Origin of the sequence: Streptococcus sp. C150 (genome assembly GCF_000187445.1) — a bacterium.
In the GTDB taxonomy this organism is placed as follows: Bacteria; Bacillota; Bacilli; order Lactobacillales; family Streptococcaceae; genus Streptococcus; species Streptococcus raffinosi.
Map to the genome: position 1 here is coordinate 254,043 of NZ_GL698449.1, position 16,444 is coordinate 270,486.

Genomic DNA, 16,444 nt, shown 5'->3' on the forward strand with positions numbered 1-16,444 from the left:
GGTAGGTTGATGAAACTTGCATTATTAGGGACAGGAATGATTGTTACAGAGGTTTTGCCTGTTTTGGTAACTATTGAGGGAATTGAGCTGAAGGCTATAATGTCGACACCACGATCACTTGATAAGGCTGAAGCTTTAGCTAAGCAATATGGTCTAACTCAGGCGACAAGTGATTATGAAGCAATCTTGTCCAATCCAGATGTTGATACCATTTATGTTGGAACACCTAATCATACCCACTATGACTATGCCAAACAAGCACTTCTAGCTGGCAAGCATGTCATCTGTGAGAAACCTTTTACCTTACATTTGGAAGAGTTTGAAGAGCTGGCTAAGCTTGCCCAAGAAAAAAAGCTTCTCTTGATAGAAGCTATAACCAATCAATATCTGGCTAATTTCACAGCGATTAAGAATTCTCTAGCAGAAATCGGTGATATCAAGATTGTGAATATCAATTATTCTCAGTATTCATCACGCTACGATGCCTTTAAACGTGGTGAGATTGCTCCTGCCTTTAACCCTGAAATGGGTGGGGGAGCGCTTAGAGATCTGAATATCTACAATATCCATCTTTTGGTCGGACTTTTTGGAAAGCCTAATCGTGTGGAATACCTACCTAATGTGGAGAGAGGAGTGGATACGTCAGGAATTCTAGTTTTGGACTATGGTAACTTTAAGGCTGTTGCCATTGGAGCTAAAGACTGTAGTGCTGACATTCGTTCAACCATTCAAGGAGATAAGGGAGCTATCACCATTTTGGGTGCTACCAACACCCTTCCTGAAATTGGTCTTACTCTTAATGGTCAAGAAGAGATTGTGACTAATCTTAATAGTACGCATCATCGTATGTACGATGAATTTGTAGCATTTGAGAAAATGGTAGCTACCAATGATATTGACAGTGTTGCCAAGCAGTTGGAGCATAGTCGTCAGGTTATGCAAGTCTTGGATCAGGCCTCTAAAGTTTTGTAAGATACTAAAAACAAGCAGTGGCATTAGCCATTGCTTGTTTTGGATTTATACAGTTGTTGGGAATGAAATCTCAATCAATTTTTCGGTGTGTACTGTTTGGAGTTTATCCATCAAAACGATATCTTTGTCAATTTTGCGTTTGAGGAAGAATTCACGGATGATTTCTAATTCGTTATCCTTAACAGCACGGTGTTTATTTGAAATCAATAGTTCGTAATGTTTAGGTGCTTGTGTAAAGACAACATCTGTATTTCCAGCAGAATAGGTTTCTACGAGGAAGGCATCTGTATTATCAAGTTGGTTTTGTACAAGTTCTTGGTGTGTTTGCGTCGTGTTAATAAGTTTCATAGTTACCTCCTAGGATTTGGCAGTTCTTGTATGGCTAGCTTTCCATTGTTCGATTCCCCACTTATGGCTGCCGCGTTTAAGCTTGGAAATCGCTTCATCAATTGGGAACCATGCCAGCTTGTTGAAATCTTCTAGGGGGTTACCAATTTCTGAAAAATCTACAACTTCATAAATGTAGGCTGGATTGTAAAAGTAAGTGTCACGGTGGCTTGAATAGAAGTATTCGTCAGCCTGTCCATAGTACTGTCCTAAAGTGGCTGTATACCCAAGTTCTTCAATTAACTCGCGTTTTAAGGCACTAAAGTGATCCTCGCCTGCTTCGATTTCTCCACCTGGGAGAAACCAAGCCCCGTTAGGAGCCTGAACTAAAATAATCTTCGTCTTGTCTTGGTTAGGAATCACAGCATAAACACCGTAACGTGTCTGATAATGAGCTCCCTCAACCTTATCACCAAATGTTGGATTCATAAGTTGCTCCTTAGGTTTATTTGCCTATATTATACTAAAAAAATCCTCATTTTCCTATTGATTTAGGCAGAATTACAGAGAATTTTGAAAATGGAAAATTGAAATGTGTGAAAAAAGGAGTAAGACAGAAGAAATTTTAAATGACGTTTCTTCTGTCTTACTCCCCTTAGGGTCAACCAAGCCTAGAAGCCTGTTTGAGATAGTAGATATGGAAAATGTTATCCCATACCTTGAGTTTTTCTGATTTGAAAATTATAGCACCTTATCCTACTTCTAGACGATTTAGTCAGATTCTTTGGTCGTTTCAGTTTTTTGTGCAGTTTTTTCAACTTTTTTAGCAGATTTAATAGTGATATGACCCTTGGATGTCATGACTGCCTTGAGATCTTTTTCATTTGGATTTTCAAGGTAGAAGTCGGTAATGGCATCCTCAATATAATCTTGGATGGTACGGCGAAGTGGTCGAGCACCCATCTTAGGGTCGTAACCAAGGTCAACCAATTTTTCTTTGACTTTTTCAGTCACACTAAAGTGGATACCGTTATTGGCCAAGCGCTGGTTGACGCTATTAAGCATGAGGTCCACAATAGTTAGGAGGTTTTCCTTACTGAGGGCAGAAAATTCAACAATACCGTCAAAACGGTTCATAAATTCAGGACTAAAGAAGTCTCCGAGTTGGTTCAGTACAGAGTTAGTGCGATTCTCACGAGCAGCTCCAAAACCAACACTAGCTTCAACTTTACCAGTACCGGCATTTGATGTCATGATAATAATGGTATCTTTGAAGCTTACAGTGCGACCTTGTCCATCAGTCAAACGACCATCATCAAGTACCTGGAGGAACATGTGAAGCACGTCTGGGTGAGCTTTTTCAACCTCATCAAGAAGAATCAGTGAATAAGGATTACGGCGGACTTTTTCAGTTAACTGACCAGCTTCGTCATAACCTACATATCCTGGAGGGGCACCGACCAACTTAGCAACAGCGTGTTTCTCCATGTATTCGGACATGTCGAATCGAATCATACTATCTGCTGATCCAAAGAGTTCAATGGCCAATTGTTTAGAGAGCTCAGTTTTACCGACCCCAGTAGGACCTACGAAGAGGAAACTACCAATTGGGCGATTTGGTGCGCCAAGACCAACACGATTACGACGGATAGCTTTGGCAATCTTATCAACCGCGGCATCTTGTCCAATAACATGTGACTTAAGGTCATCAGCAAGGCTAAGAAGTTGTGATTGTTCTTTTTCTTTAAGGTCACCGACAGGAATGTTTGTTTTTTGTTCCACAATGGCTTCGATATGTTTTTCAGTGATGACAGGCATATCTTGGTCACTGATGGTTTGTTTTTGCATTTCCTTGTATTTGGCAATTTGATCACGGAAATAAGCAGCCTTTTCAAAGTCTTCGTCACGAGTGGCTTGAGCTTTGAGATTTTCCGCTTCAATCAAACGTTTATCAATATCTTTAGGATCAACAAAGTTAAGGGTCAAGTTCATCTTAGAACCAGCTTCATCAAGAAGGTCAATGGCCTTGTCTGGCAAGAAGCGGTCTTGAATGTATCGATTGGACAATTCTGCAGCTGCCCTGATAGCTTCGTCCGTATATTTGACATGGTGGTAGTCTTGGTATTTAGGTTGAATACCATGCAAAATTGTAATGGTTTCTTCAACGGTTGGTTCATCAACCTTAACCGGTTGCATACGGCGTTCGAGGGCAGCATCCTTTTCGATAATGCGATATTCGTTAAGGGTTGTTGCTCCGACAAGTTGAAGCTCGCCACGAGCAAGAGCAGGTTTTAGGATATTTCCAGCGTCCATATTGCCATCACCAGCATTACCAGCTCCTACAATTTCATGGATTTCATCGATAAAGAGGATAACATCCTGACGTTGACGAATTTCTTCCATGAGTTTTTGCATGCGTTCTTCGAATTGACCACGGATACCAGTACCTTGGACTAGGCTGACGACATCAAGACGGATAACTTGTCTGCCTTGGAGTTTTTGAGGTACACTACCATCAACGATTTTTTGAGCGAGACCTTCAACAACGGCTGTTTTACCAACACCAGGTTCACCAATAAGAACAGGGTTGTTCTTGGTACGTCGGTTAAGAATTTCTATAACACGAATGATTTCTTCATCACGACCAATGACAGGGTCAATATCTCCACGACGGGCAATGTCTGTGATATTAATTCCAAATTCCTCAAGTAAACCTTGTGGTTGTTGAGGCGCCTGTTGGCGAGGTCCTCCTGGACGTCCTGGACCCTGTGTATTGCCACCGTTTCCTCGGTTTCCACCTTCCTGTGTTGGTGGTGTATTTGGAAGGTCTCCGTTTGAAGAACGGAAGTTGTTTAGGTCGCTGAAGAAATCATCAATGAAGTTGGAACCCCCTGTTTGATTGAATTGATTGAGTGGGTTCTCAGGATCAGATTTCATGATTTTATAACAATTTTGACAGAGGTCAACTTGTTGCTGATTACCATTTACGTTGGTATACAAATGGATACTAGCTTCATTTAGGTTACAGTTTTGGCAGAGCATATCAGTACCTCTTTCTATCTGGATTTGAAAGGACTCTTTTTTTGAAGACAACTTGGTCAAAAAAGGTCAAATCTATGTCTCCATTATAGCATGCAGTAGTAATATTGCAAGCAAAAAGCATTAGGGTTTGGCACTCTGTATAATCAAGTGCTAATTTTGAATTAAAATACAAAAATACTTGCATATTATACAAAAATAGACTATAATACCTTTTATATTATTCAGAATGAAAGTGAGAGCCCTATGACATTAGCAACATCCTTTTTGAAAGAAATTGACTTCACTAAACAGGAACTGGAAGAATTAATTGCGCTATCTCTTAAATTTAAAGAGTTGAAGAAAAATAGAATTCCTCATAAGTATCTAGAAGGGTTAAATATTGCCCTACTTTTCGAAAAGACATCAACAAGAACACGTTCAGCCTTTACTGTAGCTGGTCAGGATCTAGGGATGAATGTGACCTACCTTGGTGCAGGTGATATTCAGCTTGGTAAGAAGGAGTCTGTAATTGATACAGCTAAGGTGCTTGGATCAATGTTTGATGGGATTGAGTACCGTGGTTTTAAACAAGAGGATGTTGAAGACTTGGCTAAATACTCTGGTGTTCCGGTCTGGAATGGTTTGACAGATACTTGGCATCCGACTCAGATGATTGCGGATTTCATGACCTTGAAGGAGCACTTTGGTAGTCTAGAGGGCTTGACCATTGCTTATATTGGAGATGGTCGTAATAATATGGCAAATTCACTCTTGGTGACATCGGCTATCTTGGGTGTTAATGTTAAGATTATTGCTCCAGAGGGTTTGCAGCCTGAGGATGATATTGTTGCCCTAGCTCATAAACATAATAATGGTGCTTATTTAACCATTACAGATGATATTTCAGAAGTTAAGGGAGTGGATATGCTCTACACTGATGTCTGGGTTTCTATGGGAGAAGAAGTGGACTTTAAATCTCGTATTGATTTGCTTCTACCTTATCAGATAAATGCAGACTTACTTGCCAAAACGGAAAATCCAGATGTCATCGTTATGCATTGCCTTCCAGCCTTCCATGACCTTAATACTCAAATTGGACAGGAAATGTATGACAAATATGGTTTGTCAGAGTTAGAAATTACAGATGAGGTCTTCCAAAAATACAGTGACATCATCTTCCAAGAAGCTGAGAACCGTATGCATTCTATCAAGGCCATAATGTACAATTCCTTGAAAAAAATTTAAAATTCCCCCATTTTTTCCGTAAGTGTGATAAAATAAGTAAGAAATACACAATTAATAGGAGAAATAACATGGAATCACATTTGGTGAGAATCATTAACCGTCTTGAAATGATGGCGGCTGATGGTGGTAATTTAAAACGTAATTTTGAACGTGAAGGAGTGGTTGTTGCCGAAGTATCATTCAGCAATGATCCAGAAAATGGTCCAGTTTTCACATTGCGTGACGTTGAAGCTCGTGAATCTTATTCATTTGATAGCATTGACTTGATTGCAATGGAAATCTACGACTTGCTTTACTAATCAATAACTTGAAACCGACTCTTTTTAGACTAGGGGTTTCAAAATCGTTAATGGGAGTGAGAAAGAGCATGTAAAATTGTTCTTACTCACTCTTTTTTGATTTTTATGTCTTTAAGCTACTTTTTATACTAAAATATCGCATTTATAAGAAAATACTTTATTATTATGCATTCTTCTGATATAATAATGAGGAATATTAATAAGGAGTATCTTGATGAACTTTTCATTTTTGCCACAGTTCTGGTCTTACTTTAACTATGGTGTCTTAGTAACAATTATGATTTCAGTCTGCGTGGTCTTCTTTGGGACCATTCTTGGGGTTTTGGTATCCTTGATTAAGCGTTCTGGAATCAAGCCATTAGAGTGGCTCGTAAGCCTTTATGTTTGGGTTTTCCGTGGAACGCCTATGGTTGTGCAAATTATGATTGCTTTCAACCTCATTCATATGAACCTTCCAACGGTTCAGTTCGGAATTTTGAACCTTGATTTGTCACGTATCGTTCCTGGTATTATTGTCCTTTCTTTAAATAGTGGTGCCTATATCTCTGAAAGTGTGCGTGCAGGGATTGAGTCTATTCCGAAAGGACAGGTCGAAGCAGCCTATTCACTTGGTATTCGTCCATGGAATACCATGCGTTATGTGGTCTTGCCTCAGGCCATTAAAAATATTTTGCCGGCCTTGGGTAACGAGTTCGTAACGATTATCAAAGATAGTTCGCTCTTGCAAACCATCGGCGTTATGGAATTGTGGAATGGTGCACAGACTGTTGCGACAACAACTTACTTGACCTTGACACCGCTTCTGTTCGCAGCCTTCTACTATTTGATTGTGACAACGGCTATGACAGCGCTTTTGAAACAAATGGAAAAACGACTTGGGGAGGGACGTAAATAATGGCAAAAACAATTATTGAGATTAAAAATCTTCACAAGTATTTTGGTAAAAACGAAGTTCTCAAGGGGATTGATCTAGATATTAAAAAAGGTGAGGTAGTGGTTATCATTGGTCCTTCAGGATCTGGTAAATCAACCTTCCTACGCTCAATGAACTTACTTGAAACGCCTACAAAAGGTGTAATTTCCTTTGAAGGTGTGGATATTACAGATAAGAATAACGATATTTTCAAAATGCGTGAAAAAATGGGAATGGTTTTCCAACAGTTTAACCTCTTCCCAAATATGACGGTTAAAGAAAATATTACCCTCTCGCCTATTAAAACTAAGGGGATTTCTAAAGCTGATGCCGAAGCTAAAGCCTTGGAACTTCTAGATAAGGTTGGCTTGAGAGAAAAGGCGGATGCTTATCCAAGTAGCCTATCAGGTGGTCAGCAGCAACGTATTGCGATTGCGCGTGGTTTGGCTATGGATCCAGATGTTCTCTTGTTTGACGAACCAACTTCTGCCCTTGACCCTGAGATGGTTGGTGAAGTACTTGCGGTTATGCAGGACCTTGCCAAGTCTGGGATGACTATGGCTATCGTTACGCATGAAATGGGCTTTGCCTATGAGGTGGCCGACCGTGTTATCTTCATGGATGGCGGTGTTATCGTAGAAGAAGGAACACCACAAGAGATTTTTGACCATACGAAAGAAGAACGTACAAAGGATTTCTTGAGTAAGGTATTGTAAGACAGAGATTAAATCTTGTTTGTGAAGGCTGGAATTATTCCAGTCTTTTTTGCTGTTTTACTTTTCTAGAATCATTCTTGTTTAGGGCGATTTTACGGAAACAATGGATAATTATGCTATAATGATGCCATACCAAAAATAATATAGAAGGTCAAGAAATATGCTTATATATGATACGGCCTTAAAAACCCCTTATAGGATTCTTGGAATTAACCTTCCTAAAGATAGTCTTTTGCACCTATCTAACTTAGGGTTAGCTCCTGGTGAAACCATTGAGGTGGTAACTAAGACCAAAAACAGTGCTATTATTATAGTGAAAGGGAGTCGCTTAGCCTTTGATGCATCGATTCTAGATAAGATTGATTTGACACCTGCTGAGGAAAATGAGGAGAAAATACCTCTTTCTGAACTACCAGTTGGACGTTCTGCCATCGTCACTGATATTTTCGCAGCTAATGAAACCAAGCGTCGTCTCATGGATATGGGAATTACCAAGCGCACACGGGTTTTATTACGTAAAGTAGCTCCCTTAGGAGACCCATTAGAAATTAGTTTGAGAGGCTATGAATTAACGCTACGAAAGTCGGAAGCGCAAATGATTAGTGTAGTCATGCTGGATGAGGGAGAGGAAAAATGATAGAAGTTGCTTTAATTGGTAATCCTAATAGTGGTAAGACTAGCTTATTCAACTTGATGACAGGGCATAATCAGCGTGTTGGTAACTGGCCAGGTGTTACAGTTGAACGAAAAAGTGGGCTGGTTAAAAAGCATAAAGATATCGAAATTCAGGATTTACCTGGGATTTACTCTATGTCACCCTATAGTCCTGAGGAAAAGGTGGCGCGTGACTATTTACTCAGCAAAAAGGCTGATAGCATCTTAAATGTGGTTGATGCGACAAACTTGGAACGTAACCTTTATCTGACAACACAGTTGATTGAAACAGGTATTCCTATGACCTTGGCTCTTAACATGAGTGATGTTTTAGAAGCTCAGGGAAAAACAATTAATATCGATAAATTGTCTTATCATCTGGGTGTCCCGGTGGTTGCGACTAGCGCTCTCAAACAGACTGGTGTGGATAAGGTTGTGAAAAAGGCAGCTCATACGACGATCGCTAGTGTAGGAGACATCGCTTTTCCAATTTATGATGATAAATTAGAAGCTGCCATATCACAAATTTTGGATGTTTTGGGAAATTCTGTGCCACAAAGGTCCGCACGTTTTTATGCCATTAAGCTCTTTGAACACGATGCTTTGGTTGAGGCTGAACTAGATTTGTCAGCTTTCCAACGTAAAGAAATCAAAGACATCATACGTATCACTGAGGAAGTTTTCACAGAGGATGCCGAATCTATTGTCATTAATGAGCGTTACGCCTTTATTGAACGTGTTTGTAAGATGGCTCAGAGTCAGACAAAAGATTTTGCCTTAACCTTGTCAGACAAGATTGATAAATTAGTAACCAACCGTATTTTGGCTCTCCCAATTTTTGCGGTAGTTATGTATTTGGTCTATTATTTTTCTCTTCAGGGAAAGATGTGGACTGACTGGGCCAGTGATGTCCTCTTTGGCAAGTATGTTCCTGATTTGATGACCTCTGGGCTCACCTATCTTCATGTCCAAGATTGGCTTAAGTCTTTGATTGTTGATGGCGTTGTGGCTGGGATTGGGACGGTACTTGGCTTCCTTCCTCAAATCTTCGTGCTATTTATCTGCTTAGGTGTGCTTGAAGATATTGGCTATATGAGTCGTATTGCCTTTGTTATGGACCGTATTTTCCGTCGTTTCGGGCTCTCTGGGAAATCTTTTATTCCGATGTTGATTTCAACAGGATGTGGTGTCCCAGCAGTTATGTCTAGCCGGACTATTGAAAATGAAAGAGATCGTCGGATTACTATTATGACGGCAACCTTTATGCCTTGCTCGGCTAAATTGGAAATTATCGCTTTGATTGCTGGGGCCTTCTTTCCTCACAATCCTCTGGTGGCTCCAAGTACTTATTTTATTGGGATGGCTGCCATCATTTTATCAGGTATTGCCCTTAAAAAGACGAGCTTTTTGGGTGGCTTGACCAGTCCTTTCATTATGGAATTACCTTCTTATCATTGGCCTAAGGCTATGTCGGTCTTGCGTTATGCCTTTGGTAAGGCTATGAGTTTTGTGAAACGTGCAGGAACCATTATTTTCAGTTTGACTGTCCTGATTTGGTTCATGTCCAACTATAACTTTATGTTACAGACCGTTGATACAGAAGTGAGTATCTTAGCTACTTTAGGTAAGGGCTTTTCTTGGATTTTTGCACCTCTGGGCTTTGGAAATTGGAAGGCAACGGTTGCTGCTCTCACAGGTTTAGCAGCCAAGGAGACCGTGGTGGCTACCTTCGGAATTCTCTATCATAACAGTAGTGAAGCTGGTTTGGCTACGGCCCTGCAAGCAGATTATTCAGCTCTAGCTGCTTATTCTTTCTTGATTTTTAACCTGCTTTGTGCACCATGTTTTGCAGCTATTGGGGCTATCAAACGTGAAATGGCTAATCTGAGATGGACGGTTGGAGCGATTGGTTTTCAAACAGGTTTGGCCTATTGTGTCAGCTTGATTCTATATCAATTTGGTCAAGTTCTCCTTTATGGTAAGCCGATAACTCCTTGGACACTTGTAGCAGTCTTGCTTTTAGTGACTATGATTTACTTCGTTGTTCGTAAACCACGTCAAATTAAGGATAAGATTATTACCTTGGAAAATCTTCAAGAAGCTAATAGTTAGGAGAAGTTGTTATGTCTACATTTATTATTGCCTTTATTATTTTCGCTTTGGCTGGTTTAGGCATCCGTCACTATATCAAAGGAAAAGGATCTTGTGGTGATTGTGAGTGCTCTTGCCCGGTCAAAGAAGAAATGCATAAAGCTGATCATTAATAGAATATAAGAAAATGATCTCTTATTTGGATAAGAGGTCATTTTTACTTACAATTGTAAGGAATGTATAAAGATTGCCTAAGAGAAAGTGTGATATGATGACATTGAAAAAAATCTAGCTTGATTTAACAAAGGAGAAATGAAAGGAATGGCATTGAACAGAGAGATTGTCCTAATTCACGGTACCTGGTGTGACGGTAATGTTTGGGGAGAATTCGCTTCAGGTCTGCATCAAATGGGATATAAGGTGCATACACCTAGCTTTCGTTATCATGATTTACCCTACCAAGATTGTCTAGCAAAGGTTGGGACAGTGACCTTGCAGAATTACCGAGATGATTTGGTGGACTTGATTGAAAGTCTAGATCAACCGCCACTTATTTTGGGACACTCTTTAGGATGTTTGGTGGCACAGATGGTTGCCGAAAAAACGGAAGTAGCTGGTATGATTCTTATGGGACCAGCACCTACGGCAGATATTTTTGCCTTTTACCCAACCATGCTGGCTTGTTTTGGTAAGCATTTTCTACGCTGGGGATTTTGGAAAAAGGCTATGCCTCCTTATAAAAAGGAGTTTTTCAAGTATTGTATGAATGAACAAGAAGAGTCCTTGAAAGAAGAAGTTTTTGCGACATTAGTTCCAGAATCAGGCAAGGTTTACACCCAGATGGCTCTTCCTTGGTTTGATAAAACGAAGGCAGCTTACGTGGACTTTAACCAAATATCCTGTCCTGTTCTCGTGATTTCTGGAACCAGAGATAAGATGACTCACCTTAATATTGCAAGAAGAACGGCAAAGAACTACCATGATTCGGTGCTTATTTCACTAACTGGTGCTGATCATATGTATGAGAGTGGCAAATTCCAACAAAAGACCTTATGTGCCATTAAAGGATGGAGCCAGCAAAATAGTTTTGTCAATTAATAGCGAAAACGAATCAAAAAAGTTGAAACAGTGTTTCGGCTTTTTTAGTACTCAAATGTGAACTGTTTTTTTGAAAATTTTGAAAATTAAGTCACAAAGAGTCTTCCCTATGGTATAATTGAAAAAAAGTATGTATTGGAGAACACACATGGTGATAATGATGGACGGTAAAGCCCTAGCTCTTAAAATGCAAAATCAATTGCAAGAAAAGGTAGCTCGTCTTAAAGAAAGTGAATGGATTGTACCAGGATTGGTCGTTATTATGGTTGGCGACAACCCTGCTAGTCAGGTTTATGTCCGTAATAAGGAACGTGCGGCTATTAAGGCAGGTTTCCATAGCAAGACGGTCAATCTTTCAGAGAGAATAAGTGAAGAAGAATTGATTGAGGTCATTGAAAAGTACAATCAAGATCCGCTTTTCCATGGTATCTTGGTACAATTACCACTACCTAACCATATCAATGAAATGCGTATTCTCTTGGCAATTGATCCTAAAAAGGATGTTGATGGATTCCACCCTATGAATACGGGGAATCTTTGGAATGGACGTCCTCAAATGGTGCCATGTACTCCTGCAGGTATTATGGAAATTCTGCGTGAGTACAATGTTGAATTGGAAGGCAAGACAGCAGTTATTATTGGACGTAGTAATATCGTCGGCAAGCCTATGGCTCAGCTTCTTTTGGAAAAAAATGCCACAGTTACTTTGACCCACTCAAGAACACCACATTTGGCGAATGTTTGTAACAAAGCAGACGTCTTGATTGTGGCTATTGGACGTGCAAAATTTGTCACAGAAGACTTTGTCAAAGAGGGTGCCGTTGTCATTGATGTGGGAATTAACCGTGATGAAGAAGGCAAACTTTGTGGCGATGTTGATTTTGAAGGTGTGAAAGATAAAGTTGGCATGATCACGCCTGTTCCAGGTGGTGTAGGCCCTATGACTATTACCATGCTTATGGAACAGACCTATCAAGCTGCTCTTCGTAGTGCGAAAGGATAGCTTATGAAAGTAGATGGCGATTTAGCTAGGCAAGTGATTAGACCTCGTTTGAGAGAGTCTCATAAGGGATCTTACGGTCGGGTGCTTTTAATTGGTGGCCTCTACCCATATGGTGGTGCCATCATTATGGCTGCTATTGCCTGTGTCAATAGTGGGGCAGGCTTGGTTACGGTAGCGACCGATTGTGACAATATCACAGCACTTCATGCCCATCTTCCTGAGGCTATGGCTTTTGATTTCGGAGAAAAGGACAGGCTTCTTGATAATCTTAGGGCTGCAAATGTTGTTTTAATTGGCTCAGGTCTAGGTGAGAGTGATGCAGCTAGTCAGGTCTTGGATTTGGTCCTGGCAAATATTAGACCTGATCAGAACCTAGTTGTTGATGGATCGGCCCTTAACCTTCTTGCTAAGAAAAATAAGGCGGATTTGCCAGAGTGTCACCTCATTCTTACCCCTCATCAGAAAGAATGGGAACGTCTTTCTGGCTTAGCTATTTTGGAGCAGACTGTTTCTAATACACAGAAAGCTCTGGCAGACTTTCCGGCTGAAACCATACTAGTAGCTAAGAGCCACCGAACGGCTGTCTACCAGAGTAAAGAAGTATCTCATTTAGAGGTTGGTGGTCCCTATCAGGCAACAGGTGGCATGGGAGATACCTTGGCCGGTATGGTAACGGGTTTTCTTGCTCAATTTGCTTCAAATGACCGCTATAAAGCTGTTACGGTTGCCAGTTGGCTTCACTCAGCTATCGCTGATGACCTCGCTAAAAATGCCTATGTGGTTTTGCCGACACGCATCAGTAAAGCCATTCCAAGCTGGATGAGAAAATTGTCATTATAATCTAAAAAACGTGTCTCAGATTGAGGCAAGTTTTTTTAGATTTCGACATTTTTTTAAGTTTGCCTAGGCTGATTTATGATAAAATAAAAGAGAATTTTTATGAGAACATAGAGGAAAAAAAGTGACATCATTTTCAAAAAAACTCAATCAAAATTGGAAAAAATGGCGCCAAAAACGAAAAGACAAACGAGCCAATAAACCTAAGAAGCCAGTAAATATCTCACGTCGTGTTTACTTGCTTTTTGGTGTTGTTCTTGTTCTTTTTTTATTACTTTTTGCACGCCTTGCTTATATGCAGATTTCTAACAAATCCTTTTATGCTAAGAAATTAGAGGATAATTCCAAGTATACTGTTAGAATTGCTAGCGAGCGAGGACAAATTTTTGATGCCAAGGGGGTTGCTCTGACGACCAACCAAAGTAAGGACGTCATTACCTTTACACGTAGCAATCTGGTCTCATCTGATACGATGAAAAAGGTTGCAGAGAAGTTGGCAACCATGGTAACTCTTACTGAAACTAAGGTAACTGCCCGTCAAAAACGTGATTTTTACCTTGCGGATTCTTCGACCTATAAGCGTGTTGTCAATAGTCTTCCAAACGACAAGAAAACAGACAAATTTGGTAACAAACTTGCCGAAGCCACTATTTACAATAATGCTGTTGATGCAGTGCCTGATGAAGCCGTTGATTATTCTGAGAATGAACTTAAGATTGTCTACATTTATTCTCAGATGAATGCTGTGTCTAATTTCTCAACAGTCACATTAAAGACAGGCGAATTAACACCTGATCAGATTGCGATTGTAGCGGCTAAACAAAAGGAACTAAATGGTATTACGGTTGCTAAGGACTGGGAACGTCATACAGCTGATTCGGCCTTATCTCCTCTGATTGGTAAGGTTTCAAGCTCAGAAGCAGGCTTACCTCAGGAAGATGCCAAGGAATACCTTAAAAAAGGCTATGCCCTCAATGACCGTGTAGGAACCTCTTATCTAGAAAAAGAATATGAGGAAAAACTACAAGGAAAACATACGGTTCGTGAAATTACTGTAGACAAAGAAGGAAAGGTCGACAGTGATAAAATCACGCAAAAAGGTAGCAAGGGTAACAACCTGCAGTTAACCATTGACCTCAATTTTCAAAAGGGTGTTGAAGACATCCTAAGTCAACAACTTTCTTCAGAAATTGCTGAGAATAAGGCGACTTATTCTGAGGGAATGTATGCGGTAGTACTGAATGCAGACACCGGTGCTGTACTTGCAATGGCAGGACAAAAGCATGAGAAAGGGGCACCAGATTTTAAGGCGGATGCCCTAGGAACGATTACGGATGTCTTCACTCCAGGATCTGTTGTTAAGGGGGCTACCTTGACGGCAGGTTGGCGTTCGGGTGTCATCTACGGTAACCAAGTTTTGACTGACCAGCCTATTAATATTGCTGGTTCAGCCCCTATTACATCTTGGTTTACGGATCAAGGTAGTCGTGCCATTACGGCTACTCAGGCCCTAGAATATTCATCAAATACCTATATGGTTCAGATTGCTATCAAACTCCTCGGCCAACAATATTATCCAGGTATGGCTTTGTCAACGGATAATATGGATAAGGCTATGAAGACTCTTCGTGATACTTATGGCGAGTTTGGTATGGGGGTTTCGACTGGTCTTGATTTACCTGGAGAATCTGAAGGCTTTATTTCCAAGAAATACAATGTTGCCAATGTGCTGACAGAAGCCTTTGGCCAGTATGACTCCTATACAACCATTCAACTAGCTCAGTATGTTGCTTCAATTGCTAATGGTGGTAAACGTGTGGCTCCCCATATTGTCGGAGGCATTTACGATGCTGGTGCAAATGGTAGTCTAGGTACCCTCTCTTCAACGGTTGATACCCGTGTGCTCAATACCCTTTCTTTAGATTCTGAGCAACTTGGTCTTGTCCAACAAGGGTTCAATGACGTTGTCAATTCAGGTTCTAGCCTTGCAACAGGTAAAGGAATGGCAAGTTCTATCATTCCGATTAGTGGGAAAACAGGAACAGCCGAAACCTATGCGACAGATAGTTCTGGTAATTCTGTAACCACAGTTAATCTTAATGCTGTAGCTTATGCGACAGCCAAAGATGGAACCAAATTAGCTGTTGGAATTATGTACCCACATGCGCTTGACTGGAAGAGTAAGGCCTATCAAGGTGCAGTCAAGGCCATTATGGAACTTTACCAAAACACTCACTAAAGTCTAAAATCTCTTGTGCCTTGCATGAGAGATTTTTCTATGATATAGTGTTTGGGTGTTTGTCCTTGGGGCAACGGTTATCATGTCATAAGATAAAAAGTTAGAAATAGATTAAGAATAAAAAGAAATGGAGGCCTTCATGCTTTATCCTACTCCGATTGCTAAACTGATTGATAGTTTTTCAAAACTCCCTGGAATTGGGGCTAAAACGGCGACACGATTGGCTTTTTATACCATTAGCATGTCTGATGAGGATGTCAATGATTTTGCCAAAAACCTTTTGGCTGCTAAGCGTGAATTGACTTATTGCTCAGTTTGTGGGCGTTTAACGGATGACGATCCCTGTAATATCTGTACCGATGAGACTAGAGACCGTACTAAGATTTTGGTTGTCGAGGACTCAAAAGATGTTTCAGCTATGGAAAAGATTCAGGAATATCATGGCCTTTACCATGTGCTTCAAGGTCTTATTTCACCTATGAACGGTATAGGGCCTGATGATATTAATTTGAAGAGTTTGATTACTCGTTTGATGGATAGTGAGGTTGAAGAAGTCATTATTGCAACCAATGCTACAGCCGATGGTGAAGCAACAGCCATGTATATTTCCCGTGTCCTCAAACCAGCCGGCATTAAGGTAACCCGTTTAGCACGTGGTTTGGCTGTTGGTTCTGACATTGAATATGCTGATGAGGTGACCTTGTTGCGAGCAATTGAGAATCGTACAGAACTTTAAAAAGTCATTTAACGATGGCTTTTTTTCGCTATTTGTCGGATTTTGATACTGAAAGTTTTTAATAGTAAGGTGCTGATGCAGAAATTTAGGGACAAAGAAGTTAAAGAGTTCTTTGAAAAATCGTTTTTTCTCATGGTCTAAATCGATAAAGGCTTGCTATATCATATTCTTAATAAAAGAAGCAGACAATTAGGCTTAAGTCTGCTTTTTCTGTATCCTTGTGATATAATGAAGTGATTGATATTGGACTGGAGTTAATCTGGGGCGATATTAACTGTGATTAAGTATTTGTA

Annotated in this window: 16 protein-coding genes; 13 read left to right on the forward strand and 3 right to left on the reverse strand. The window is 40.3% G+C overall.

Features of this window, described 5'->3' with window-relative positions:
- Positions 1–9: 9 nt before the first annotated feature.
- Positions 10–972 carry a Gfo/Idh/MocA family protein gene (locus HMPREF0848_RS01215; RefSeq protein WP_008534090.1) on the forward strand — a complete coding sequence of 321 codons (963 nt, stop codon included), beginning with the start codon at positions 10–12 and terminating at the stop codon, positions 970–972.
- A 45-nt stretch (positions 973–1,017) separates the two neighbouring features.
- Here HMPREF0848_RS01215 and HMPREF0848_RS01220 read toward each other — a convergent pair whose 3' ends face one another.
- The 3 genes from HMPREF0848_RS01220 to HMPREF0848_RS01230 form a co-directional block, all read right to left on the reverse strand.
- Complete coding sequence (locus tag HMPREF0848_RS01220) at positions 1,018–1,320, reverse strand: DUF1827 family protein (RefSeq protein ID WP_002889059.1); 303 nt, start codon at positions 1,318–1,320, stop codon at positions 1,018–1,020.
- 9 nt (positions 1,321–1,329) lie between these two features.
- Positions 1,330–1,788 carry an NUDIX hydrolase gene (locus HMPREF0848_RS01225; protein ID WP_002889057.1) on the reverse strand — a complete coding sequence of 153 codons (459 nt, stop codon included), beginning with the start codon at positions 1,786–1,788 and terminating at the stop codon, positions 1,330–1,332.
- 282 nt (positions 1,789–2,070) lie between these two features.
- On the reverse strand, positions 2,071–4,341 hold the full coding sequence (locus HMPREF0848_RS01230; RefSeq protein WP_008534091.1) for an ATP-dependent Clp protease ATP-binding subunit: 2,271 nt from the start codon (positions 4,339–4,341) through the stop codon (positions 2,071–2,073).
- Between the two features lie 243 nt (positions 4,342–4,584).
- Here HMPREF0848_RS01230 and argF point away from each other — a divergent pair, with 243 nt between their 5' ends.
- From argF to recR, 12 genes are all read left to right on the forward strand, one after another.
- On the forward strand, positions 4,585–5,565 hold the full coding sequence (gene argF / locus HMPREF0848_RS01235) for an ornithine carbamoyltransferase (RefSeq protein ID WP_008534092.1): 981 nt from the start codon (positions 4,585–4,587) through the stop codon (positions 5,563–5,565).
- Positions 5,566–5,633: 68 nt separating this feature from the next.
- Entirely contained in the window at positions 5,634–5,864 is a 231-nt protein-coding gene (locus HMPREF0848_RS01240; protein WP_002885970.1) for a DUF1797 family protein, read from the forward strand.
- Positions 5,865–6,078: 214 nt separating this feature from the next.
- Positions 6,079–6,759 (forward strand): amino acid ABC transporter permease, encoded by a 681-nt coding sequence (locus tag HMPREF0848_RS01245; protein WP_008534094.1) that lies wholly within the window; start codon positions 6,079–6,081, stop codon positions 6,757–6,759.
- A complete protein-coding gene (locus HMPREF0848_RS01250; protein ID WP_002889049.1) occupies positions 6,759–7,493 on the forward strand; it encodes an amino acid ABC transporter ATP-binding protein in 735 nt (244 codons plus the stop codon). The genes HMPREF0848_RS01245 and HMPREF0848_RS01250 overlap by 1 nt, the downstream gene beginning before the upstream one ends.
- A gap of 160 nt (positions 7,494–7,653) precedes the next feature.
- Entirely contained in the window at positions 7,654–8,130 is a 477-nt protein-coding gene (locus HMPREF0848_RS01255) for a ferrous iron transport protein A (RefSeq protein WP_002889048.1), read from the forward strand.
- On the forward strand, positions 8,127–10,259 hold the full coding sequence (gene feoB / locus HMPREF0848_RS01260; protein ID WP_008534095.1) for a ferrous iron transport protein B: 2,133 nt from the start codon (positions 8,127–8,129) through the stop codon (positions 10,257–10,259). Before HMPREF0848_RS01255 ends, feoB begins: the two co-directional genes overlap by 4 nt.
- Positions 10,260–10,270: 11 nt before the next feature.
- The gene (locus HMPREF0848_RS10320) at positions 10,271–10,411 is read left to right on the forward strand and encodes a FeoB-associated Cys-rich membrane protein (protein ID WP_037608749.1); all 141 of its coding nucleotides are present in this window, start codon (positions 10,271–10,273) and stop codon (positions 10,409–10,411) included.
- Positions 10,412–10,559: 148 nt separating this feature from the next.
- Positions 10,560–11,336 carry an alpha/beta fold hydrolase gene (locus HMPREF0848_RS01270; protein ID WP_037609108.1) on the forward strand — a complete coding sequence of 259 codons (777 nt, stop codon included), beginning with the start codon at positions 10,560–10,562 and terminating at the stop codon, positions 11,334–11,336.
- Between the two features lie 148 nt (positions 11,337–11,484).
- Positions 11,485–12,339 (forward strand): bifunctional methylenetetrahydrofolate dehydrogenase/methenyltetrahydrofolate cyclohydrolase, encoded by an 855-nt coding sequence (locus HMPREF0848_RS01275; protein WP_008534097.1) that lies wholly within the window; start codon positions 11,485–11,487, stop codon positions 12,337–12,339.
- A gap of 3 nt (positions 12,340–12,342) precedes the next feature.
- Complete coding sequence (locus HMPREF0848_RS01280; protein WP_008534099.1) at positions 12,343–13,179, forward strand: NAD(P)H-hydrate dehydratase; 837 nt, start codon at positions 12,343–12,345, stop codon at positions 13,177–13,179.
- 121 nt (positions 13,180–13,300) lie between these two features.
- A complete protein-coding gene (gene pbp2b / locus HMPREF0848_RS01285; RefSeq protein ID WP_008534101.1) occupies positions 13,301–15,415 on the forward strand; it encodes a penicillin-binding protein PBP2B in 2,115 nt (704 codons plus the stop codon).
- A 139-nt stretch (positions 15,416–15,554) separates the two neighbouring features.
- Positions 15,555–16,151: a recombination mediator RecR gene (recR, locus tag HMPREF0848_RS01290; RefSeq protein WP_008534102.1), complete on the forward strand. Its 597-nt coding sequence runs from the start codon at positions 15,555–15,557 to the stop codon at positions 16,149–16,151.
- Positions 16,152–16,444 lie beyond the last annotated feature (293 nt).

Excerpts from the sequence above, each read along its gene's own strand:
- HMPREF0848_RS01215 (WP_008534090.1), top strand. The coding sequence starts at position 10 with ATGAAACTTGCATTATTAGGGACAGGAATGATTGTTACAGAGGTTTTG.
- HMPREF0848_RS01220 (WP_002889059.1), bottom strand. The coding sequence starts at position 1,320 with ATGAAACTTATTAACACGACGCAAACACACCAAGAACTTGTACAAAAC.
- HMPREF0848_RS01225 (WP_002889057.1), bottom strand. The coding sequence starts at position 1,788 with ATGAATCCAACATTTGGTGATAAGGTTGAGGGAGCTCATTATCAGACA.
- HMPREF0848_RS01230 (WP_008534091.1), bottom strand. The coding sequence starts at position 4,341 with ATGCTCTGCCAAAACTGTAACCTAAATGAAGCTAGTATCCATTTGTAT.
- argF (WP_008534092.1), top strand. The coding sequence starts at position 4,585 with ATGACATTAGCAACATCCTTTTTGAAAGAAATTGACTTCACTAAACAG.
- HMPREF0848_RS01240 (WP_002885970.1), top strand. The coding sequence starts at position 5,634 with ATGGAATCACATTTGGTGAGAATCATTAACCGTCTTGAAATGATGGCG.
- HMPREF0848_RS01245 (WP_008534094.1), top strand. The coding sequence starts at position 6,079 with ATGAACTTTTCATTTTTGCCACAGTTCTGGTCTTACTTTAACTATGGT.
- HMPREF0848_RS01250 (WP_002889049.1), top strand. The coding sequence starts at position 6,759 with ATGGCAAAAACAATTATTGAGATTAAAAATCTTCACAAGTATTTTGGT.
- HMPREF0848_RS01255 (WP_002889048.1), top strand. The coding sequence starts at position 7,654 with ATGCTTATATATGATACGGCCTTAAAAACCCCTTATAGGATTCTTGGA.
- feoB (WP_008534095.1), top strand. The coding sequence starts at position 8,127 with ATGATAGAAGTTGCTTTAATTGGTAATCCTAATAGTGGTAAGACTAGC.
- HMPREF0848_RS10320 (WP_037608749.1), top strand. The coding sequence starts at position 10,271 with ATGTCTACATTTATTATTGCCTTTATTATTTTCGCTTTGGCTGGTTTA.
- HMPREF0848_RS01270 (WP_037609108.1), top strand. The coding sequence starts at position 10,560 with ATGGCATTGAACAGAGAGATTGTCCTAATTCACGGTACCTGGTGTGAC.
- HMPREF0848_RS01275 (WP_008534097.1), top strand. The coding sequence starts at position 11,485 with ATGGTGATAATGATGGACGGTAAAGCCCTAGCTCTTAAAATGCAAAAT.
- HMPREF0848_RS01280 (WP_008534099.1), top strand. The coding sequence starts at position 12,343 with ATGAAAGTAGATGGCGATTTAGCTAGGCAAGTGATTAGACCTCGTTTG.
- recR (WP_008534102.1), top strand. The coding sequence starts at position 15,555 with ATGCTTTATCCTACTCCGATTGCTAAACTGATTGATAGTTTTTCAAAA.